Origin of the sequence: Roseateles puraquae (assembly GCF_002205845.1) — a bacterium.
GTDB lineage: Bacteria > Pseudomonadota > Gammaproteobacteria > Burkholderiales > Burkholderiaceae_C > Pelomonas > Pelomonas puraquae.
Window position 1 is genome coordinate 1 of sequence record NZ_NISI01000010.1, and the last position, 22171, is coordinate 22171.

The window sequence follows — 22171 nt, forward strand, 5'->3', positions numbered from 1 at the left end:
GCTACAACTGGCATCGGCCACACTCCGCACTCAACCGCCAGCCGCCCATGAGCCGTATCCCGGCCATGAACAACCTACTGGAACTCAACAGCTAGGCACGGAGAGGGCGAAGCAGTCGCCGCCGCCTGAGCAGGCATTTCTGGCGGCAGTTGCGGCAGCGTCAGGTTGACAAGCCCAAGCAGAGCCGGTGCACAGGAACTGGCATCACTCGCCAAGTGCTGGGCCGACGCGACGGATCGGTCTTCATGTACGCCGTCCTCATCCTGATCGTGGCTATCGTGATGGTGAGCTTCGCCCTCGAAGTGCATCACCGCATGCTTCTGCTCACCAGCATCCGCCATCACGACGGCAATGCCAGCATGGGCCAGCGACTGCAAGCACATGCAAAGCATCAGGGCGAATGTCGTCAGACTGCGGCACACAACCAAATTTTACTCGTTGAGGGGCGGACAACAAAGTTTCGAACTCGGGGAGGCCCCATCCCAGTCATTACCATTCGCAGGTGGCCTCGCCGCTGGCTCGCAAGTCCAGCGACTCGACCGCCAGCCACACAGCTTCGACGCGGATCACCGCAACAACCCGCGAGACACTCCGCAAACCTGACGCCGCTCTGACCGGCCAGGTGACCGTGATCGATGCTGGCCGGCGCCTAAGTTCGACTCGCGCATCAGGCGCCCGTACGGTGAGATCGGGCGGCGCAGGAAGCGAGAGCGCGATGAACTCGCGTATCTAGGCGAGTCCGGTCAACTGCCTCCATCGGTTAGCGACATTGGCACTGATGTCGTGGCACGGTTGGGCCTAGCCCACCGAATTTTCCGTAGGTAGCCGGAACAACTACTGCGCGCCGCGAACTTCCCCTTTTTGAGCGAGCTGGATAGACTGAGGCTGTGCGACGCATCTTCATGTACGTGCTGTTGATCGTGGGGCTGCTGCAGTTCAACTGGGCAGCTGCAGCCGCGTATTGCGCGCACGAAACTGGTGCTGCAGCCGAGCACTTTGGCCATCACGAGCACAAGCACTCGACGTCTGATCAGGCGAAGCCCGCCAAGGAGTCCAAGGCAACGAACCTCGCTCATGCGGACTGCGAGATGTGCCATTTCGGTTCCAGCGCGCCCAGCTTCGAGGTGCTGATTGCGTTGAGCAATCCCTCGAGCCAGACCGTGCTCGCAGAGCCGATGGAACACGCTTCCCACATCCCCTCGTTGCCAGACCGGCCAGATAGATCGCGCCTCGCCTGATCCGGCGAGAAGCGCGCTACTGCTTTCCCAAGCTCCGTTCGACGCCTCGTCGGAAACCTTGTCGGCACCTGCCACGAGGAACCGATGCGACCACCTTTGATCGCACGAACCTCTCCCAGCAGGCTGCCATCGCAGTCAACTGACGCGGCAACGTCGCGCAGCATCTAGGAGATAGACATGGGATTTTGGGAACGCATCGCGCGTGGCGTCATGAGCGGACACGGTAGTGGCGGTCATCACGGCGGGTCTCGCTCGCACGGGTCCGGCCACGGCGGCTACAACAAGCACGGTGGTCACGGTGGCGGTGGCTACTACCCCTCGGCACCGACGCCAACACAGACGAGCCCTGGTGGCATTTCTGGCCTGACGTGCGCGAAGTGCAGCCAGCCCGGGGCGCCAGGTGCGCGCTTTTGTGGTGGATGTGGCGGTCCCCTCGTGGCGGCCAGCTGCGAGGGCTGTGGAGCTGTACTCCTGCCCGGCGCTCGGTTCTGCAGCCAGTGTGGCAAACCGGGTGCGTGATCATGGACAGGCGCAGCGTCATCGTGTCCTCCGCAGCGTTGGGCAGCCTGGTGCTGTCGGGTTGCGCGAGCACTTCTCGCACTCCTCCGAACGATCGCCATTGCTACTGGGCGAGAACGCGGAGCAGATCCAAGCCGACCTGCACGGCTGGGCCGATCCCGGACCTCGCAGCCGACGAGAGGGCCAAACGGTTTGAGCCGGTGCCAGGCCGGCTGGTGATCTATGTGGTCCGGCACCGCTGGGGCGACACCGTGAACATGGTCCGAGTGGGAATGATGGGTGGCGCCCTGGTGTCCACGACCCCGGCATCCATGGTGCGGTTGGTGGTCCCGCCAGGCGGGCATCGGTTGGTGTTCGAATGGGCCAAGGGGCAGGGCAGTTTGGATGTCCGCGGCGAAGCCGGGCAGGTGCTCTTCGTGGAACTTGTGGGCAGCCTCTGGTTCTGGAACGAGTACTACCGGTTCGAAACAGGGGAGTCGTCCTTGCGCGACCGCGCATTGAAGTGCCGGTTAGTGGCTGATGTGGATGGGAAGGGATGATGGCCGTACGACAGACCGACGGGCTTGAGGAGGCGCCAGCGCCTCTCCCACCAGAGTCAGCTGCGGCGCACTTTGAGGCGATCGCGAAAGGCATCAACGACGTCGACGTCGTCATCCAGGGGCTGATAGGCCGGATCCGGCCAGCCAAACCTTGGCAGCGCCAGTTGCTGCAGCAGTTGCGGACGGCGGATCGGCATGTCGAGATCCTGCGGTTGGCCATTTCGCTGGACAGGAGTGCCGAAGAGATCCTTGAAGCGGCGAAGGCGTTGAAGCAGGGCCTGCAGCTCACCAATATGCAGATCGTCGGCGGGCGCGCGGACGGCTTCACTCGCAACGCCTTGCTCGTGGCGTTCCGCAACGCGACGCTGGTCACCGAGATGCTCTCTCCCTGACTGGCTACTGTGAAAGTTCAGTTGCGCGGATGGCTGCCTGCATATGTGTCAGGCGCCGTTCGTTCTGAAAGGTTCGCCGGTCGCCTAGACGGCGGCTTCGAACGGCGCAACATGACAAATTTGTAATGGTCTCAGCAGGGGTCTCGTCGGTGGCGGATTTCTACAGTCTTCCTCGTGGTGAACGTTTTCAGGCGGCTCGGTTGAGCGCCACGGGCACCGAACAAGGAGTACCTCATGAACCGCAACCTGTCTGCTACCGCCCTGATCGCCAGTCTGTTCGTCGGCATGACCGCGCAGGCAACGCCGCAGCGCAACGATGCCATGCTGAATGGCAAGTCGGTGCATGGCGAGGCGGTGGCTGCGCCTCAGAACGCCCGTATCGTGAACCTCGATGCTGGGAAGTCCGTGAACGTGAAGTGCGGCGAGGTGATTACGTTCCAGAAGGCGGGCAAGTCTTTCAGCTGGAAGTTCGATTCCGCCCAGCACCGCGCGGTGGATGTGCGCACGATCGCCCCCGCAGGTTTCGCTGACAAGCCGCTGATGGTCTATGTCTCTCGCAGCGAATGGGAAGGCGCCTGACCCTTGGCACAAGCGATCCGCGGCCTCCCGGCTGCGGATCTGTAAGCCAAAGTCACTGCGGTCTGCGAACGATTTCACTCAGTTGGACCGCAACGAGTCACCCTGACTTCACGCATTCAAGACACAATTCGGCCCATGAGTCGCTGGCTGACCATCTTTTTGCTGTTTGTGCTGCCCGTCCAGTTCGCCTGGTCGGCAGCGGCAGCCTATTGCCAGCACGAGGACGCTCCGGCCAAGACGCACATCGGGCATCACGTCCATGAGCACAAGGCCGGCAACGACACCGGCTCCAAGGCGTCTGGTCAGCACTTGGGTGAGTCTTCGTCGGCCAAGGCCGGCAAACTGCTCGGCGACAACGATTGCGGCTACTGCCACTTCAGCGTTGTGAAGCCGATGGTGTCCGAGGCGGTGAAGTTGGACAGCACCGCCACCTTCTCTCTCCACGCTGCGTCGAAGAAGACGTTCAGTTCGCGCGGGCCTGACCTGCTGGAACGCCCCAACTGGCGCATCGCCTGATCGGCGAGCGCAGTTCCGTCTCTACTTTCTTTCTCTCATGCGGCCCTGACCGCAACACTGCTCTCGCCGAAACCCTCGCGTTGTTTCAACAACCCTGGAGCTTTCGATGCGCAGAACCTTCGTGCCGCTGGCGTGTGCGGCACTCATTTCCTCCCTTGCTCAGGCCCAATCGCCTGCGCCTTCGGCCACTACTCGTCCTGACGTCAACGTCGCGGCGTCGGCGGCCATCACCCCCCAAACCGCATCGCTGACGCTCAGCGCGGCGGTCGACACGGCGCTGGCGCAAAACCCGCAGCTCCGTGCAGCCGCGGCCGAGCTGGATGCCAATGACGGCGCCTTGCGGCAGGCTGGCCTCATCCCGAATCCCGTGCTGGGTGTCGATCAGGAAGACCTCAAATCCGGCACCCGTACAACGACCGTGCAGCTCGCCCAAACGCTCGAGATGGGCGGCAAGCGCGCTGCCCGTGTCGAGTTGGCCCAGCGTGGCAAGGACATCGCCGCACTGGACCTTGTGGCGCGGCGCGCCGACATTCGCGCCAGTGCCATCCAGGCGTTCTTTGACGCGCTGACGGCTCAGGAGCGCGTCAAGGTGGTCGAGGAGTCCCTGCGTATCGCCAACAGCGGCGTGGACGCTGCCGTGCGCCGCGTAACGGCAGGCAAGGTCTCGCCGACCGAAGAGACGCGCGCCCGTGTCGCCGCCTCGACGGCACGAATCGACCTGCGCCAAGCCCAGGCTGAACTCTCGGCGTCACTACGGGCCCTGTCGGCCGTGATGGGCGTTGCTGAGGGCACGGTCCAGCGTCTGGACGGCAACGTTGAAGTGCTGCCCGTTGCGCCCTCCGCGCCAGACATCATGGCCCGTCTGCCGGACGCGCCGGCCATTCGCCGCGCCCAGCTGGAAGTCCAGCGAGCCGATGCCGGCTATAGCGTGGCACGTGCCAAGGGCGTGCCTGACGTGACTGTCGGCGTGGGCGCGCGTCGAGACCAGACCGTGGGGCGTACCCAGGCTGTTCTGAGCGTCTCGGTGCCGCTGCCGTTCTTCGATCGCAACCAGGGTGGTCAGTTGGAGGCCCTGCGCCGGCGCGATGCCGCACAGGCGACGGCCCAGGCTGAAGAGCTGCGTCTGCGCTCTGAGGTGTTGCAGATGGCCGACCTGCTGCAGGCACGCAAGGATGAAGTGGAAGCTCTGCGCCGCGAGGTGCTGCCCGGTGCGCAAACCGCGTACGAGGCGGCCAAGACCGGCTTCGAGCTGGGCAAGTTCAGCTTCTTGGATGCCCTCGACGCCCAGCGCACCTGGCTCCAGGTCCGCAGCCAGTACTACACGGCGGTGGCGCAGGTCCATCGCACGGCTGCAGAGATCGACCGCCAGCTCGGCACCACGACAGATCGCCCGTAACGGGCAACCAACTCAAGAGATCGACGATGTACAACAAGCAAAGCACGCTGGAGCGCCTGCGTGGCGCCGTGGGCAAGAAGCAACTGATCGCCATCGCCGCAGTCATCGCACTGGGTGCGGTGGGCACCGTGTCCATCCTGCGCATGGGTTCCAGCGCACCTGCAGCCGAGGAAGAGCATGGCCACGGTCATGACGAAGCCAAGGGCCATGGAGACGAGGAACACCACGGCGAAGCCAAGGGCGCGAAGGGTCACAGCGACGCTGAGGGCCACGGTGACGGTGAGCACCATGAGGAAGCCAAGAAGGGCGCCAACGGCGGCGACGTCCTTGGACAGCAAAAGGGTGTGACCGTCGAGATGCTTCTGGCTGACCAGGGTGGCTCGCCACGCATCAAGGTGTGGCTGACGAAGGACGGCAAGCCCCTGCAACTGGCCGCTGCTCAGGTGGCCGTGCAGCTGCAGCGCCCCGGCCGCGACGCAGAGAAGGTCGCTTTCGCCCTGGACGGCGGCGTGCTGGTGAGCTCCCAGGTCGTGAGTGAGCCGCACCTTTTCAAGGGCACCGTCGACGTCCAGACGGGCGGCGGGCTGCTGCAGTTCCCATTCGAGAAGGACGAGGGCGCTGTGACGATGACAGCCGAGCAGATCAAGGCGGCTGGCATCAGCATCGAGACGTCGGGTGCGGCCACGATCCGTTCCGCGCTGCAGTTGCCCGGCGAGATCGGCTTCAACGAAGACCGCACGGCCCACGTGGTGCCGCGAGTTGGCGGTGTCGTCGAGTCGGTGCCCGTGGCCCTGGGTCAGCAGGTCGTGAAGGGGCAGGTCCTGGCCGTCATCAGCAGCTCGAGCGTGTCCGACCAGCGCGCCGAACTGCAGGCCACCCAAAAGCGTTTGCAACTTGCACGCACGACGTACGAGCGCGAGAAGCAGCTGTTCGAACAGCGAATCTCGCCGCAGCAGGATGTGCAGCAGGCCGAGCAGGCCATGCGCGAGGCAGAGATCGCCGTGGCCAATGCCCGCCAGAAGCTGCAGGCCATCGGCGCCACTTCTGACTCTTCGTCGCTGAACCGGTTCGAGCTGCGTGCGCCGTTCAACGGCATCGTCGTCGAGAAGCACATCGCCCTGGGCGAGCAGGTGCGTGAGGACGCCAACGTGTTCACCATCTCGGACCTGAAGTCGGTCTGGGCGCAGGTGAACGTGCCCGCGCGTGATTTGCCGCAGGTCCGTATCGGCGAGAGCGTGGTCATCCGCACCACGGCCTTCGAGCAGAAGGCCGTGGGCAAGGTCGCCTACGTGGGCGCCCTGATTGGTGAGCAGACCCGCACAGCGCAGGCGCGGGTGGTGGTCGACAACCCGAACATGGCCTGGCGTCCCGGCCTCTTCGTCAACGTCGAGGTCTCGTCTGACGAGTCTCAGGTGCCCGTGTCGGTAACGGCGGACGCCATCCAGACGATGGAAGGCAAGTCGATCGTCTTCGTCCGCACGTCGAGCGGCTTCGCGCCGGTGTCAGTCGAGCTGGGCCGCAGTGACGGCAAGCGTACCGAGGTCACCTCCGGGCTGAAGGCGGGTGCGCAATACGCGACGTCCGGCAGCTTTGTCATCAAGTCTGAAGCCGGCAAGGCCTCGGCCAGCCACGCGCACTGAAAGAGGCGTCGACATGTTTGAACGCATCATCCGATTCGCCATCGAACACCGATGGCTTGTGATTTTGGCCGTGCTGGGCATGGCCGCGTTGGGTGTCTTCAGCTACCAGAAGCTGCCCATTGACGCGGTGCCCGACATCACCAACGTCCAGGTCCAGATCAACACCAAGGCTCCTGGCTATTCGCCGCTCGAAACCGAGCAGCGAGTGACCTATCCCATCGAGACCGTCATGGCCGGCTTGCCCGGCCTTGAGCAGACCCGTTCACTGTCGCGCTACGGTCTGTCGCAGGTGACGGTCATCTTTAAGGACGGCACCGACATCTACTTCGCCCGCCAGCTGGTCAACGAGCGCATCCAGAGTGCGCGTGGCCAGATGCCGGCTGGCGTGGAGCCAAACATTGGTCCGATCTCCACCGGCCTCGGTGAGATCTACCTCTGGACGGTCGAGTCGCAGCCAGGCGCGAAGAAGCCCAACGGCGAGCCCTACACGGCCACCGACCTGCGCGAGATCCAGGACTGGGTCATCAAGCCGCAGCTGCGCAACGTGACCGGTGTGACCGAGATCAACACCATCGGCGGCTATGCCAAGGAGTACCACGTCTCGCCGGATCCGAGCCGCCTGGCTTCCTACGGCATCACGCTGGCTGACGTCGTCAACGCCCTGGAGCGCAACAACGCCAACGTGGGCGCGGGCTACATCGAGCGCCGCGGCGAGCAGTACCTGATCCGCGCGCCGGGCCAAGTCAAGTCCATCGCCGACATCGGCAACATCGTGCTGCGCAACGAAGGCAGCGTGCCGGTTCGCATCAAGGACGTGGCCAACGTCGAGCTGGGACGCGAGCTGCGGACCGGTGCTGCGACCGACAACGGCAAGGAAGTGGTGCTTGGCACCGTGTTCATGCTGATCGGCGAGAACAGCCGCACCGTCTCCCAGGCCGTCGACAAGAAGATGGAGGAGATCAACAAGAACCTGCCGGCCGGCGTCCATGCCGTGACGGTCTACGACCGCACCACGCTGGTCGACAAGGCCATCGGCACCGTCAAGAAGAACCTGCTGGAAGGCGCGATCCTCGTGATCGTCATCCTTTTCCTGTTCCTGGGCAACATCCGCGCAGCCGTGCTGACGGCGATGGTGATCCCACTGTCGATGCTCTTCACGTTCACGGGCATGGTGAACCAGAAAGTCAGCGCCAACCTGATGAGTCTCGGAGCGTTGGACTTCGGGATCATCATCGACGGCGCGGTCGTGATCGTCGAGAACTGTGTGCGACGCCTGGCGCATGCGCAGGAGCACAAGGGCAGACCGTTGACTAGGTCCGAGCGGTTCCATGAGGTGTTCCTCGCCTCGCAGGAAGCACGTCGTCCGCTGCTTTTCGGGCAACTGATCATCATGATCGTCTACCTGCCGATCTTTGCGCTGGCTGGTGTCGAAGGGAAGATGTTCCACCCGATGGCCTTCACGGTCGTGATCGCTCTGGTGGGCGCAATGATCCTGTCGATGACCTTCGTGCCGGCAGCCGTTGCGCTGTTCATCGGCGAGAAGGTTGCCGAGAAGGAGAACTTCCTGATGGGTTGGGCCCGTCGCGCCTATGAGCCTGCGCTCAAGCGCGTGATGAACGCCCAGCCGCTGGTCATCACCTTTGCACTCGTCACGGTGTTCCTGTCGGGGCTGCTCGCCACCCGCATGGGCAGCGAGTTCGTGCCGAGCCTCAATGAGGGCGACTTCTCCATCCAGACCTTGCGGATCCCGGGCACGAGCCTGACGCAGTCGGTAGCGATGCAGCAGCAACTCGAAGCGACGCTGAAGGCGAAGTTCCCCGAGATCGAACGGACCTTCGCGCGCACCGGCACGGCTGAGATCGCGTCGGACCCGATGCCGCCGAACATCTCTGACGCCTACGTGATGCTGAAGCCGCAGTCCGAGTGGCCCGAACCCCGCAAGACGCGTGACGAACTGCTGGCCGCGATCAAGGCCGAAGTCGAGAAGATGCCGGGTCAGAACTACGAGTTCTCGCAGCCTATCCAGTTGCGGTTCAACGAGCTGATCTCCGGCGTGCGCTCCGACGTGGCCGTCAAGGTCTTCGGCGACGACATGGAGGTGATGGACGGGGCAGCCCAGAAGATCGCCGCGGTGCTCAAGGGCATCTCGGGCTCCACGGAAGTCAACATCGAACAGACATCGGGCCTTCCGATGCTGAGCGTGCAGATCGATCGCGAGAAGACGGCGCGCTACGGCCTGAACGTTCAGGACGTCCAGGACACGCTGGCCACCGCCGTTGGCGGCAAGGAAGGCGGCACGATGTTCGAAGGTGACCGTCGCTTTGACATCATCGTGCGCGTGCCCGAGTCTGTCCGCACGGACCTGGAGGCGATCAAGCGCCTGCCGGTGCCGCTGCCTGGCAGTGCTGATGGCAAGGGTGCACGTCGCTTCATCCCGCTGAGCGAAGTGGCTGACCTCTCCCTGGCCCCTGGTCCCAACCAGGTCAGCCGCGAGAACGGCAAGCGCCGCGTGGTGGTCAGCGCCAACGTTCGTGGTCGCGACATCGGCACCTTCGTCGCAGAGGCTGAAGCCGCGATCCAGCAACAGGTCAAGCTGCCCACGGGCTACTGGATGGTCTGGGGCGGCCAGTTCGAGAACTTGCAGTCCGCCACGCAGCGTCTGAAGGTCGTCGTGCCGGTGTCCCTGCTGCTGGTGTTCACGTTGCTTTTCGTGATGTTCGGCAACGCCAAGGACGGCATGCTGGTGTTTACCGGCATTCCATTCGCGTTGACCGGCGGCATCGTGGCGCTGTGGCTGCGGGACATCCCGATGTCCATTTCTGCGGCGGTCGGCTTCATCGCGCTGTCGGGCGTGGCGGTGCTCAATGGCCTCGTGATGATCTCGTTCATCAGAAGTCTGCGGGAGTCGGGCAAGAGTCTCGACCAGGCCATCTTCGAAGGCGCGGTCACCCGTCTGCGTCCGGTCCTGATGACCGCGCTGGTCGCATCGCTCGGCTTCGTGCCGATGGCGATCGCAACCGGTACCGGCGCCGAGGTTCAACGTCCGCTGGCCACGGTGGTGATCGGCGGCATCCTCTCCTCGACGGCCCTGACGCTGCTGGTGCTGCCGGTGCTGTACCGCATTGCCCACCGCAAGGACGAAGAGGGCGAGGCTGAAGCGCCCCGCACCACGCCTGGCGCGGAGGTGGTTGCATGAATCCAGCGCCACACAACACGGCGCGCAGGCCGAAAGGCCGGTGCCTCGCGAACCTGAGCTCCTTGCATGGAGGGTGGCCGCTTGGCCGCAGAGCCTCATGAAGATCCTGGTCGTCGAAGATGAAGTCAAGGCGGCCGGATATCTGCGAAAGGGTCTTACCGAGGAGGGCTACCAAGTCGAGGTGGCTCTCTCAGGTGTCGACGGCCTGCACATGGCGTCCGTCAACGAGTACGACCTGGTCATCCTGGACTGGATGCTGCCGGGCATCGACGGCCTGGCCGTCCTGTCCGCTCTGCGTCACACCCGGTCCGTACCCGTTCTCATGCTGACCGCGCGCGGTCAGGTCGAGGACCGGGTGCGGGGCCTGCAGAGCGGCGCCGATGACTATCTCGTCAAGCCTTTCGCGTTCTCGGAACTGGTAGCGCGCGTGCAGGTTCTCCTGCGCCGCGCATCGGGTTCCCGAACGGTGGCCGAGACCACCCTCTACAAGGTCGCCGACCTTGAGGTGGACATGGTTCGCCGCAAGGCCAGCAGGTCCGGTCAGCGGCTGGATTTGACGCCCAAGGAGTTCAGCCTGCTGGCGCTCCTGTTGCGTCGACAAGGCCACGTGCTGTCGCGAACCGAGCTTGCCGAGCAGGTCTGGGACATGAACTTCGACAGCGAGACCAACGTCGTCGAAGTGGCTATCCGCCGGCTGCGATCCAAGCTGGACCAGCCGTTCGAGCGTCCCTTGCTGCACACGGTGCGTGGCATGGGGTACGTGCTCGAGGACCGGACATGACTGCCGCGCCGCTCAGCGCTCCGAGCCTGCGGGCTCGGTTGTCGCGCCAGTTCGCGTTGCAGACCATGGTCGGTCTCAGCCTGGTGTGCGGCGCGGTCTACCTTGTCATCGCGCTCACCTTGTCCAGCCGGCAAGACGACACCCTCGTGAAGAAGCGGGCCACCGTCCTTCGCTTGCTCAACGAAGCCCGCGAGGTACACGACGTCGCGGGAATCCAGCACCTGCTCAGCGATTTCCTGACGGGCCACGACGATCTGTCGTTGGTCGTGCGCCAGCGAAACGGCCATGCGGTGTTCGACAAGAACGACCCGGATAGGCCGGACGCGATGAGCAAGCGCCTGGTTTTTGACGTTCGCCTTCCGGATGAGATGGGTGGATCTGGGCGTGCGGAATTGATCCACGACATCCGCAAGGACGAGGCGCTCCTGTCGCGCTTGTGGTGGACGCTGTTGACCGGCGCGATCGTTGGCACGCTGGCCGTGTCGGCAACCGGGTTCATGCTGGTCAAGCGGGGGCTCGCCCCAGTCAACGCGTTGGCGGGACGGACCTCCGAACTGGATGCCACTCGGATGGGCCAGCGTCTCGACCTCACGGGCCAGCCCGAGGAAGTCCTGCCGTTGCTGCTGCAGTTCAACGCGTTGCTGGACCGCCTGCAGGCCGCGTACCTGCAGATGTCGGCCTTCAACGCCGATGTGGCGCATGAGCTCAACAATCCGCTGTCGATCCTGATCGGTAGCTGCGAGGTGGCTCTTCGCCGGCCCCGTTCCGGAGCGGAGCTCCAGGACGTGCTCAGTTCCAACCTGGAAGAGCTTCGTCGGATCGCGGGCATCGTGGCCGACATGCTGTTCTTGTCTCACGCTGAACGAGGCGTGACCGCGCGTCGCGCATACCCGACGCGGATGGCAGAACTCGCCGCCGAGGTGGCGGAGTACCACGAGGCGGCTCTGGAAGAGGCGGAATTGCGCGTCGAGGTGCGGGGTGACGCCCGAGTTTCGGTCGACGCGGGACTGGTGCGGCGTGCCATCTCCAATCTCTTGAGCAATGCGTCTCGCTACGCGACAAAGGGGTCGCTGGTCGAGGTGAGGATTGATCGGCCGAACGTCGACCTCGTCTCGATCGGCGTTCACAACAAGGGACCAGTGATCCCGGCAGAACACCTGCCACGGCTCTTCGACCGGTTCTACCGAATTGACCCGTCTCGGACCAACGCCGACCGGAACCACGGACTGGGCCTCTCCATCGTCGCGGCGATCGCCAAGATGCACGGTGGGACCGCTACGGCCACATCAAGCGAAGAGGGCACCTACGTCGGGTTCACCGTCGATAACCGCGTGGAGGACCCAGCGCTGGCGGATGAAAGGGCACAGCCATGGTGACGCTGTTCGAGCACCTCAAGGACAAGCACCACGGGCTCGCTTACTTCATCTTCCTGAGTTCGCTGGCCGTGGTCATCCTCTCGTTGATCCTGGGCATCTACTTCTTCCGGCAGGATCGTGCGAAGAAGAGGGCCCGGCGTGAGGAACGGCGAGAGCGTCGCCGCCGTGGCGGCCGCCAAAAGCGGTAGCCTCCTACATTGACCCGCTGCTAGGATCATTTCGTGCGTAGAGCCCTCGTGATCTTCTTGCTCGCGGTGCTGCCTTTCCAGTTCGTCTGGGGAGCTGCGGCTGGGTATTGCCGTCACGAGCCAGGCAGTGAGGTCAGCCACTTTGGCCATCACCTGCACAAGCATCAGTCGACGGCCGGCAAGGCCTCTGATGCCGCGGGTGACAGCGCCAAGCAGCTCGCTGGCGAGGATGCGGACTGCATTTCGTGCCACTTCAGTTGCGCATCCTTCCCCTCCGATGTCGCCGTCAGTCTGCTTAGCGACGAGGTCGGGCACGTGGTGCCGACGGTAAGGCAGGCCAGCTTCTGGCTGCTTGTGCCATCGATCGACCGCCCCAATTGGGCATCGCCTTCTTGATCTGAGCCTGGGCTCTGCCCGGGTAACGTCGCCGGCGCTATGCGTCCGGCAGTTCAGATAGACCCGACCGCCGGCATCGACGGGTCTAGTCACGATGTAGCCAGCTAATGCCTGTCCCGGGCGCTGGCAACCACCTTCGCAAGAAAGAGATGTCGTCCATGAGCGATACCCAGAAGCTGCGTCTGGATCTCCCCCTGGTGCTGCCGGATATCCACGACGCTGAAGATCCCTGCGTTACGCGCCTGCAGGACAAACTGGTAGGGCGGCCAGGCATCGAAGAGGCCCATGTCACGGGTGTCAAAGAGGGCAGGCCTCAGCTATGCGTGCACTACGACCCCAACGTGATCTCGCTGAGCCGCCTGCGTGAGCTGGTTGCTTCGACCGGCCTGGAGCTGACAGATCGGTTTGCGCATGTGTTGGCGCGGGTGAATCTGCCGATGCATGCCCGATTCGCGCAGCGCATCGCTGAGCAACTGCGATCGCTGGAAGGCGTCATTGAAGCCGATGTGTCCCCGGGTGGTGTCGTGCGCATTGAGTACGACCGCTCGAAGATGGACGCCACGAAGCTCCGTCAACGATTGACCTCGCTCGACATCTCCATTGGCGAGCCACGAGCCTCTGGAGCCAAGCCTGGCGAGAAGGGGCTGTCAGCATCAGCGTCGGAGCCGCGCGCTGGTTCTTCCAAGGACCAGAAGGCCGCGAACGATGAGCATGCCGGTCGTGAAGAAGACGACCAAGACCATGAGCATCGGGACGGCGACGGTCATGACCATGCGCATGCAGCCGACGGCAGCTCCACGGGCAAGCACAAACACGGCGAAAAGGGCCACGTTCACGGCAAGGACGAGGAGGGCGGCGAGCACAGCCATGAGCACGGGGGCCTCTTCGGCGAGAAGACGGAGCTGATCTTTGCGTGCCTGTCAGGCGTGTTCCTGCTCGGAGGCTGGCTTGTCGGGCGAGGGGGCTCGGGACCGGAGTGGCTGCCGACGGCCTGCTACGTCGTGTCGTACTTCTTCGGCGGCTTCTACACGGTCCGCGAGGCCATCGAGAACCTGCGCGCCAAGCGATTCGAGATCGACACGCTGATGCTGGTGGCCGCAGCGGGCGCCGCTGCCCTGGGATCCTGGGGTGAGGGCGCGTTGCTGCTCTTCCTGTTCAGTCTGGGGCATTCGCTGGAGCACTACGCCATGGGACGGGCACGGCGAGCGATCGAGGCGCTGGCCAAGCTGGCACCGGACACGGCGACCGTCAGGCGCGAGTCCGGGACCGAGGTCGTGCCGCTGGATCAGCTGCAGGTTGGTGACGTCGTGGTCGTGAAGCCCAACGAGCGACTGCCGGCGGATGGCGTTGTGGTCGTGGGGACGTCCAGCGTCAACCAGGCGCCCGTGACGGGCGAGAGCGTGCCGGTCGACAAGCGGCCTACCGAAGACGGTAGGGCCGCGATCGGCAACTTCGAGCGGGTCGCGGCGGAGAACCGCGTGTTCGCGGGCACCATCAACGGCTCGGGCGCCATGGACGTCATGGTTGCGCGCAAGTCGGACCAGTCGACGATGGCGCGCGTCATCAAGATGGTCACCGAAGCCGAAGCGCAGCGGTCTCCCACGCAGCAGTTCACCGAAAAGTTCGAGCGGATCTTCGTGCCGTCGGTGTTGGTGCTCGTCGCTCTGCTGCTGTGTGCTGGGTTTGTCATCGATGAACCGTTCGCGCAGACCTTCTACCGGGCGATGGCGGTGCTTGTGGCCGCCAGCCCCTGCGCATTGGCGATCTCGGTGCCGAGCGCGGTGCTGAGCGGCGTCGCACGGGCAGCGCGGGGCGGGGTGCTGGTCAAGGGCGGCGGTCCACTGGAGAACCTGGGCACGTTGACGTCCATTGCGTTCGACAAGACGGGCACCCTGACCGAAGGCAAGCCAAAGCTGACTGATGTGGTGCCTGCGCAGGGCGTGCCGGAAGATGAGCTGCTGGCGGTTGCGTTGGCCGTTGAAGAGCACAGCGACCATCCACTGGCCGCGGCCATTGTCACGGGTGCGAAGGAGCGACTGGGCGACAACGCCAAGCTGCTGCAGGCTTCAGACGTCAAGAGCATCACCGGCCGTGGCGTGCAGGCTCAGCTTGCTGGCGAGACGGTGCACATCGGCAAGCCGGTCTTGTTTACCGAGTTGCCCGATTCGAAGGTGCCGCCTGATGTCGACGAGGCCAACACGAAGCTGGTGGCGGATGGCCGCACCACCATGATCGTGCGCAAGGGTGGCCGCTTCCTGGGCGTGATCGGCGTGATGGACACGCCGCGGCCTGTTGCCGGCCAGGTGATGGCCGAACTGCGCAAGCTCGGGATCGAGCGTCTGATCATGATCTCCGGCGACAACCAGAAGGTCGCGGAAGCCGTGGCGCAGACCGTGGGGCTCACCGAGGCTCGGGGCGATCTGATGCCCGAGCAGAAGGTCGGGGAGATCAAGAAGCTGCGCACCGAGCACGGCAAGGTGGCGATGGTGGGCGATGGCGTCAACGACGCTCCTGCGATGGCCAACGCCACCGTGGGTATCGCGATGGGCGCTGCGGGGTCGGATGTGGCGTTGGAAACCGCAGACGTGGCGCTGATGGCGGACGACCTGGCGCAACTTCCGTTCGCGGTGGGTCTCTCGCGCAGCACGAGCCGTGTCATCAAGCAAAACCTCTGGGTGAGCCTTGGCGTGGTGGCCGTGTTGATCCCGTCCACCATCATGGGTCTGAGCATCGGCACCGCCGTCATCTTCCACGAAGGATCGACGCTGCTCGTGGTCTTCAACGCGCTGAGACTTCTGGCCTACAAGCCGTTCGACAAGAGCGCGAAGGCGGCGGAGCCGGCCGCAGCAACAGCGTGAGGCAGCCATGACCGTGCAGGACGATGAAAGCCGGACCGGGCAGCTGATGGAGGACGACGACGGTGACCTGACCGACATGCTGGGAGAGCTGCGGGTGCTGCTTCCGACTGCCCAACTGCTGTCGGCCTTCCTGATCGCCGTGCCGTTTGCACCGGGGTTTCGCAGCATTGTGCAAGCCGAGAAGAACGTCTTCCTGGCCACGTTCATGCTGTCGGTCGCGGCTCTCGTGTTGTTCACGGCGCCGGCGGTGCAGCACCGGCTGATGCGGCCGCTGCGCCAGCGTGCGAACTTCAAGGCCAGGGCCAGCCGGCAGATGTTGGTCGGCGCGGCATCGCTCGCCATTGCGCTGGTGCTGGCCACGCAGTTCGTGCTGTCGGAGGTGCTGGGACACGTGGTGGGGAACATCGCCGCAGCCTTCATCGGTGCGTTGATTGGCGTGATGTGGTTGCTGGTGCCGCTGGACTGGAACCGACGACAAGATGAATGAGCGCTCCGCCGATTTCGCTAGCCGGCGTGATGATGTTCGCGTCGGTGCCGGCTTCGGTCAAGCATACCGACCGCTACGGCACGATTGGCGCCGAGGGCTGAACGCAGAAGTCAAACGAGAGCACGTGCGAAGCAAGCGGGCCTACCACTAGGCACCGTCTGCTTGAGGCTAGCTGCAGCCGACCGGATCGCTTCGTCGTCAGTGATGGCCACTGCAGCTGCGCCTTGAAAGCGCTGCTGATCGTTCAGCAGATCGAATCCCGTGTGTCCGCTCTCATCAACTCGGAAACACTGCATGGTGTGCTCAGGGGAAGGGAACAGTCACGCATCCATCGGTGCCATATACGGTCGTGTAGTGGTACTGGGCAGCTAACAGACGATCGTTCCACCGCGTGGTGAGGTCCGTTTCATAGTTAAAGACCAGTTCGGGCGATCGACCATGCCGAACGGTCCTGGCAACAGCTTCGGGCGACGGATGGCCGTAGATCTTGCCGTTACTGCTGAAAAGGTATCTCTGGCTCCTCAAGGCGTCGATGAGCGGGATGGACACATTCGCCTTGCTTCCGTGGTGAGGCAGTTTCACCAGGTCGAATTTATAGGGTGCTTCTCCCTCGAAATGCCGCAATGAATCCAATACTCGAGAGGGGTACGCATCAGCACCGAACAGGATCCGATGCTTCCCGAACTTGAAGACGAAGGCGATGCTGCTCCCGTTGGCCTCTGCTACATCCTCGATGAACGGGTCATCTGCCAGAGCATCGACATCCATCATGCCCGTTCCGCCAAAACGTTCCCGCTCGGATTCGACGATGTGTTCGGCAAGTGGATCGGCGTACAGACCGGCGGCCTCGCACACATCAATCCATTTCTTGCGGAGCCTCTTGAGCAGCGCATCATCTGGCGACAACAGCCGGATCAACGCACCGCCAGGCATTTTCACGTCGTCCTTGATCGAATCAACCGAAATTCGGCTGCCCGCAAAGGCATCGTTCCATGGCAAGCCTTTTTCCAAGATCAGCGCCGTCAGCTTCTCGCCTTGCTTTTCACTGAACGCCTCGCCGGGAAGATGGCGAAGGCCGTTGAACCACAGGTCTCGCACCGGTACGCCGAAGAAGTCCTTCTCAAGGAGGCCGATCATGCCGGCGATGTGATCAGCGTCGATGTGGGTGACGACAACGAGTTCGAGCTCTCCGCCTCGCGCCGCAAGTTCTTCCAGCTTGTTCTTGAGGACCTCGGACACGCTGAGCCCGCCGTCAATCAGGATCACGAGGGGGGCGTAGGCGTCACCGTATTCGATCCAAAGGCAGTCGCCATAGTTGGCCGGCAAAGCGGTGACCAAGATCATGGCGTTCCTCTTAAGCTTTTTGGAGCGAGGTCCAGAAACTTCGATAGATTCACGGTGGTGAACACAGCGTCCTGGGAGCACGCCAAAGACGCGCGTGTTACGGCCGTCAGCGCACGCTTCGCAGGCTGGTCCTTGGCATTTACCACCGTCAGGAAGTTCAGCGCATCTGAGAGAACGCGGAGCCCGATGGTGAAGTAGGGGAGTCCTTGGTCGACCGAACCCAGAATCAGCTGTCTTGCTTGGACGAATTCGCGCGAATTGCTTTCAGCATCTCGCAGCAAAGTCCACCCGACGGCGATCCAAATGTCTGACATCCAGTAGTTGCCCGCAAGAAAATTTAAGGCTATCTCCGACCTTATCAGCGCCTCATCATTGGCGAGTGCATTGACGTAGGCTGCAATGGCAGCGAGGAACGGCTCTTGAAGCTTGTACTCGAAATCCTGCCCTGAACTGCAGATTTCCCGAAACATGGCGTTAGCGGATGACCAGTCACGGATGGAGAGATATTCGAGGAGTGCGTTCAGGGGCGGGTCCGCTATTTCCAAACGAAAGCTCCACGGCGCGGTGGCATTCAGGGGCTCCTCGCGCTGACTTCGCAAAAGCAAAGGGGCGGCACCGGCGCGCCAAGACCAAGTCTCCGGATAGGAGATCAGCGTCCACGGCTCTGCGCCGCCACGTGCTAGCAGCCAGGCGCGCCCCATCGGAGGAGACGGCTTAAGCCATGGGCCTTTCGGCAATTCGGTCTGTAAGTCAATAGCGGGTATTTGAGCCATTCGAACGACCGGATGGCCCTGCCTTCTGCGGGACAGAACTCCGGCCACGAATGCACGTGGGTTCAGGAGGCTGATGTCCTGGGACGTACCCGTAGCGACTGCGAGAACTTCGAGGTCCTGCGTCGATGCCTTCGCAGACGCAGATGACATCACCACGCGTGCTGCGAGCCGGTTGGCGAAGTGGCTCGGTTCCGCAGGCTTCTTTGCGGACGGTTGGATGTATGGGATTTCGAACAGATACTCCTCGTCCCTCTTGACCAAAATGGTGCGTATTGAGCGCCGGCCACGTGGCTGAATCACTTCGACGAGGTATTTTCCGGGGCCAGGCAGGGAGAGCTGCGATGGGGGGGACGAAGAGCCATTGCCCACTGTGATCGGCTGCTCGCTGTAGACGCTATCGCTAGCCTCGGTTCCGTTCACAAGCCGAATGTTGCACACGGCCTGAAGTACGCGGGGGGCAGTGCTGCCGCCGACCCCGGCTGTGAACTTGATGACTGCGCTCACAAGACCTCCAATTCGACTTCTTGCAGCGGAGCGATAAGAACCACATCCCTGGGGTAGGCGGCGGGGTGTCCGCTAGCGCGCAGGCAGCCAAATCTCCAAAGGTTGCTTCTTCGTGGTGTCCCGGGGGACCAGCTTGATCGGTACGGCGGTCGTCGCTCCGAGCTCTCCAGTCGCTAGGGCAGCGACGTCGTTCGCCACCTGCTGGTCTGCTGGTGAAAAGTAGCGTACTTCCGCAGTCTTGGGGGGTATCGCCTTGCGGGCGATTTTCTCCACGCCTGGTGCGACGTAGCGATTCTGGAGGAGCGCGCGCCGCAGTTGCTCGCCTGTCGCGCGGTCTTCTTCGCGGGCGACCTGCACGTAAACCAGCGGGCGTGCAGCCAGCTCCAGGCGCTCCAGTTTTTCAGTGAGCCGACCCATGGCTGAAAGTCCTTGGGTCGATGCAAGGGCCTTCAATGGCGCGATGTTGGAAGCGACGAAGTTGCCAAAGGCGTTGCCGGGCTTGAATGGGTAGTCCCGACGTGCGCGCTTGATGTCTTCTGCAGACATGCGCTTGTTCTTTTCCCGGACGTAGCAGGGCCCCTTTGTGCCGTTGATGGTCCCGGGCACGATGTCATCGGGCGTCGGGTACAGGAACAACGAGCGCTTGTCGGGGTGCGCAGATCCGCTCACGGTGTACGAGTTTGCGAGGAGCAGGTTCGCTTGCGTCCAGTTCGGTGGTGCGTTGTACGCGCGCAGGTAGACATCAAAGATGGTCGGCTCGCCATTGGGGCCGGGCTCCAGCCTGTACTCCGCCTTGCATTCAGGCCTCTGCTGTTCATGGAGGAATCCCAGCACATGGCCGAACTCGTGCAGCACATCGGCCTTGTCCTCGGCAGTCCAGAGCGGATAAGTCTGAGCAAGAGCGCCCAGTTGCATCGTGGCCTGGTTGAACTCCGGTTGCAGGGCTTGGCGTCCGACGGCGCTCCACCTGAGCCTTGCGTCTGACGCGGTCAGGTCAATGCGGACCTGCGCAACCGACGGAGGGTCACCGGGGCTGTATGTGCGCCCCGAGCGAGCGACGGGATTCAGGCCGAAATCAAAGCTGATGTTGGCGACGGATGACCACTGGCCTGCGATGGTGGCGATGTCGCGCCAGATCTCGAAATTACCGCCCTGGAATGCAACGATGAGTTTGGTGCCATTCGGCCAAGCGTAGTTCGTTGCGACGAAGGAGAACAAGCCCGGCGAAGCTGTCTTCTTGATCGCTTCGTCTTCAGCCTGCTTCCGTTGCAGCAGCGCTTCGGCAAGCTCTGTTGGGTAGCCCTCGATAGCGGTTGGCGGGGGTGAGGCGACCGGTTGGGCCTGAATCAAGAAGGTCAGGCCAGCGAGCGTCAACCCGGCCGCCCACTGGCGACGGCGGTGCCTCCCGCCTTGTTGTTTGGCGCGAGGGGCCATGATCAGGTCCCACAACCAAGCTTGGCGATGAGCGTATCGTCCTTGCTCTTGATCGCTTCGATGCACGCCTCGTATTTCTTCCTGGCCAGTTCAGCCTTGGTTGACGCCGCCAAGACCTCCGCTTCCTTGGTGTCGCGTGTCTTGAAGCTGTCGAACAGCTTGCCCACTGCGCCGAAGTACGCGCCGATGACATCCGCTGGTAACTTGAGCAGGGCGATGAGTTCGCCATCCGCATCCTGATCGAACTTCGTCGGCATCCCATCTGAAAAGCCGAAATCCGCGGTCGCCGAACCAAAGAAGGACTTGGCCATCGGCAAGAAGCGTGTCGGCGAGAGAGAAGGTGATAGCACGATCGCGGTCACCTTGACTCCCGGGCCATCAGCCGTGACCTTGAACGCTTCTTCCTGCCGGTAATAGATCCCCTCCCGGGAACCTCCCGTGAGTGACGGCGACGATGCGGCGCCGGTAGGGGTGCCTGCCGGCACCGCAGCAGCGATGCGTTCAATCGTGACCTTCAGATCGCAGGCGTTCGCTTTCGCGCCCGGCTCCACGGTGTACAGGAACGTATGAGTGCCATCAGCGCACGGCGGAGGAGGGAGAGGCGCCGCAGCAAGCCCAGGGCCCGCGAGCATGCCAGCGCTCTCGGCGAGATTCTTGAGTGCGTCTGCCACCCCGCTCGTGCTCGTTGACTTGGCGGTTGAAAGCAGCCCCGTCGGGCTGATGCCGATGTTCATGGCGTTCTTGCCGACCCAGTTGCGATTGAAGTTGATGGCGTAGGCCTGCTGGGTGTCGGGCAGGGCCGCAGTGCTGGCGATGGTCACACTGGTGGTGACGGCTTTGCCTTTGGTCTCTTTGACCACCGTCACCAGCACATCCTTCTTCGGGAGGTAGTACACCAATCCCTCCGAAGCCTTGGCGGCGGGCTCGGAGCTGATGCTTGCGCATCCAGTCATGACGAGTGCCAGTGGCAGAACAAACAGGCGGAATTTCATTGTTGGCTCCCAGGAAGTAGGTGCCGACAGCTTAGGAGGCTCCGGTGCTGGTGTGCTCCTCAATCTTGACGGGGATGCGCGCTTGCCGAACTGACGGATGCTGCGCTGGGTTTCTCGCGGACGCAGGATGGGCGAATGCCGACGCGATCAATTCGCTTCAGGTGCGCGCCGACTCGAGACCATCGCGCCGCACGCAATCCCTCACGAGCGCCAGCCGGTGCCGGCTCGACGTTCGACCCACTGTGTGCGCAACGCCATTGGCGCAACCTGCGGGGATCCTTCCCCCTCACTAGACTCCCCGCACATGCCCCGCCGCCCCGCCCGCCACCACCACCACGTCTACGTGGTGGAACTGGCCGACCAGGTCTGGAATGAGCCGAGCTTTCGCAAGTGCAACCCCGACTACCAGCTGGGCAAGCCTTTCGTCTACGTGGGCATGACGGGGCTGGACCCGGACCTGCGGTTTGACAAGCACAAGGCCGGCATCCAGGCCAACCGCTTCGTGCGCGAGTACGGGCTGCGGTTGGTGCCGGCGCTGTATGAGGTCTACAACCCCATGCCTTACGAGGCGGCGCGCGAGATGGAAGTGGAGTTGGCCATCGGTCTGCGCGAGGCGGGGTTTGGGGTGTGGCAGGCCTGAGCGGGCGGCGTGCGCGGTGACTTGAGGTGGCAGGCAGGGTGCTGCCTACACTTGGCGTTGCTTCAGGAGACCTTTGAGATGACGCCCCCCACTCTCTCTTGCGCCGAGGCGCTGCGCGATGGCGGCATCGACGCCATGGCAGCGTTGGACAGCGCCCTCGCCTTGGCGCTCGCCCAGGCGCCCGTGGAAAGCCATGCGGAACTCAAGCGGGCCATCGGGCGAGCGATGTCGGCCATCATGGGCGAGACGATCAACCCCGCGGTGAAGGCCTTTGGCGCGCTGGCCCCGAGCGAGGACGAGTGGCGCCGTGTGGTGCAGGCGAGATTGCAGGCCCGCATGGCAGGCACTGCCGGCGCGGCAGGCGCCTGAGATGACTGGCGCAG

Annotated in this window: 22 protein-coding genes; 17 read left to right on the plus strand and 5 right to left on the minus strand. The window is 63.5% G+C overall.

Going from position 1 to position 22171, the window contains the following annotated elements; genetic code table 11:
- Positions 1–74 precede the first annotated feature (74 nt).
- Entirely contained in the window at positions 75–377 is a 303-nt protein-coding gene (locus CDO81_RS28205) for a hypothetical protein (RefSeq protein ID WP_158218361.1), read from the minus strand.
- A gap of 510 nt (positions 378–887) precedes the next feature.
- Between CDO81_RS28205 and CDO81_RS20235 the strand changes: the two genes are divergently transcribed.
- From CDO81_RS20235 to CDO81_RS20305, 15 genes are all read left to right on the plus strand, one after another.
- Positions 888–1238, plus strand: coding sequence for a cobalt-zinc-cadmium resistance protein (locus CDO81_RS20235; RefSeq protein WP_088485051.1), 351 nt, complete (start codon positions 888–890; stop codon positions 1236–1238).
- A gap of 210 nt (positions 1239–1448) precedes the next feature.
- Positions 1449–1757 (plus strand): zinc ribbon domain-containing protein, encoded by a 309-nt coding sequence (locus CDO81_RS20240; protein WP_241517091.1) that lies wholly within the window; start codon positions 1449–1451, stop codon positions 1755–1757.
- A gap of 2 nt (positions 1758–1759) precedes the next feature.
- A complete protein-coding gene (locus CDO81_RS20245) occupies positions 1760–2296 on the plus strand; it encodes a hypothetical protein (protein WP_088485053.1) in 537 nt (178 codons plus the stop codon).
- Positions 2293–2688, plus strand: a complete 396-nt coding sequence (locus CDO81_RS20250; RefSeq protein ID WP_088485054.1) for a hypothetical protein — start codon at positions 2293–2295, stop codon at positions 2686–2688. The genes CDO81_RS20245 and CDO81_RS20250 overlap by 4 nt, the downstream gene beginning before the upstream one ends.
- Before the next feature lie 234 nt (positions 2689–2922).
- On the plus strand, positions 2923–3267 hold the full coding sequence (locus tag CDO81_RS20255; protein WP_144397325.1) for a CzcE family metal-binding protein: 345 nt from the start codon (positions 2923–2925) through the stop codon (positions 3265–3267).
- Between the two features lie 135 nt (positions 3268–3402).
- The gene (gene czcI / locus CDO81_RS20260; RefSeq protein ID WP_088485055.1) at positions 3403–3783 is read left to right on the plus strand and encodes a cation efflux protein, CzcI family; all 381 of its coding nucleotides are present in this window, start codon (positions 3403–3405) and stop codon (positions 3781–3783) included.
- A gap of 106 nt (positions 3784–3889) precedes the next feature.
- Entirely contained in the window at positions 3890–5179 is a 1290-nt protein-coding gene (locus tag CDO81_RS20265) for a TolC family protein (protein WP_088485056.1), read from the plus strand.
- A 26-nt stretch (positions 5180–5205) separates the two neighbouring features.
- Positions 5206–6819: an efflux RND transporter periplasmic adaptor subunit gene (locus tag CDO81_RS20270; RefSeq protein ID WP_088485057.1), complete on the plus strand. Its 1614-nt coding sequence runs from the start codon at positions 5206–5208 to the stop codon at positions 6817–6819.
- Between the two features lie 13 nt (positions 6820–6832).
- The gene (locus tag CDO81_RS20275) at positions 6833–10015 is read left to right on the plus strand and encodes a CusA/CzcA family heavy metal efflux RND transporter (protein ID WP_088485058.1); all 3183 of its coding nucleotides are present in this window, start codon (positions 6833–6835) and stop codon (positions 10013–10015) included.
- Positions 10016–10112: 97 nt separating this feature from the next.
- Positions 10113–10796: a heavy metal response regulator transcription factor gene (locus CDO81_RS20280; RefSeq protein ID WP_088485059.1), complete on the plus strand. Its 684-nt coding sequence runs from the start codon at positions 10113–10115 to the stop codon at positions 10794–10796.
- Positions 10793–12172 carry a heavy metal sensor histidine kinase gene (locus CDO81_RS20285; protein WP_088485060.1) on the plus strand — a complete coding sequence of 460 codons (1380 nt, stop codon included), beginning with the start codon at positions 10793–10795 and terminating at the stop codon, positions 12170–12172. Before CDO81_RS20280 ends, CDO81_RS20285 begins: the two co-directional genes overlap by 4 nt.
- Complete coding sequence (locus CDO81_RS20290) at positions 12166–12360, plus strand: hypothetical protein (RefSeq protein WP_088485061.1); 195 nt, start codon at positions 12166–12168, stop codon at positions 12358–12360. The genes CDO81_RS20285 and CDO81_RS20290 overlap by 7 nt, the downstream gene beginning before the upstream one ends.
- A 48-nt stretch (positions 12361–12408) precedes the next feature.
- On the plus strand, positions 12409–12756 hold the full coding sequence (locus CDO81_RS20295; RefSeq protein WP_088485062.1) for a hypothetical protein: 348 nt from the start codon (positions 12409–12411) through the stop codon (positions 12754–12756).
- Positions 12757–12914: 158 nt separating this feature from the next.
- Complete coding sequence (locus CDO81_RS20300) at positions 12915–15614, plus strand: heavy metal translocating P-type ATPase (RefSeq protein ID WP_088485283.1); 2700 nt, start codon at positions 12915–12917, stop codon at positions 15612–15614.
- A 7-nt stretch (positions 15615–15621) separates the two neighbouring features.
- Positions 15622–16101, plus strand: a complete 480-nt coding sequence (locus tag CDO81_RS20305; protein WP_088485063.1) for a DUF6328 family protein — start codon at positions 15622–15624, stop codon at positions 16099–16101.
- Positions 16102–16404: 303 nt separating this feature from the next.
- On the opposite strand, the gene CDO81_RS20315 is transcribed toward CDO81_RS20305, so the two are convergent.
- The 4 genes from CDO81_RS20315 to CDO81_RS20330 all read right to left on the minus strand — a co-directional run bounded on the left by CDO81_RS20315 (position 16405) and on the right by CDO81_RS20330 (position 21148).
- Positions 16405–17445 (minus strand): ComEC/Rec2 family competence protein, encoded by a 1041-nt coding sequence (locus CDO81_RS20315; protein WP_088485065.1) that lies wholly within the window; start codon positions 17443–17445, stop codon positions 16405–16407.
- Complete coding sequence (locus CDO81_RS27755) at positions 17442–18722, minus strand: hypothetical protein (RefSeq protein WP_144397326.1); 1281 nt, start codon at positions 18720–18722, stop codon at positions 17442–17444. The genes CDO81_RS20315 and CDO81_RS27755 overlap by 4 nt, the downstream gene beginning before the upstream one ends.
- Positions 18723–18794: 72 nt before the next feature.
- Entirely contained in the window at positions 18795–20156 is a 1362-nt protein-coding gene (locus tag CDO81_RS20325) for a zinc metalloprotease (RefSeq protein WP_144397327.1), read from the minus strand.
- 2 nt (positions 20157–20158) lie between these two features.
- Positions 20159–21148, minus strand: a complete 990-nt coding sequence (locus CDO81_RS20330) for a hypothetical protein (RefSeq protein ID WP_206602139.1) — start codon at positions 21146–21148, stop codon at positions 20159–20161.
- Between the two features lie 304 nt (positions 21149–21452).
- On the opposite strand from CDO81_RS20330, the gene CDO81_RS20335 reads away from it, so the two are divergent.
- Together CDO81_RS20335 and CDO81_RS20340 are read left to right on the plus strand one after the other, a co-directional pair.
- Positions 21453–21788 carry a hypothetical protein gene (locus tag CDO81_RS20335; RefSeq protein ID WP_088485069.1) on the plus strand — a complete coding sequence of 112 codons (336 nt, stop codon included), beginning with the start codon at positions 21453–21455 and terminating at the stop codon, positions 21786–21788.
- Positions 21789–21866: 78 nt separating this feature from the next.
- Entirely contained in the window at positions 21867–22157 is a 291-nt protein-coding gene (locus tag CDO81_RS20340) for a hypothetical protein (protein WP_144397328.1), read from the plus strand.
- The last annotated feature ends 14 nt before the right edge of the window (positions 22158–22171 follow it).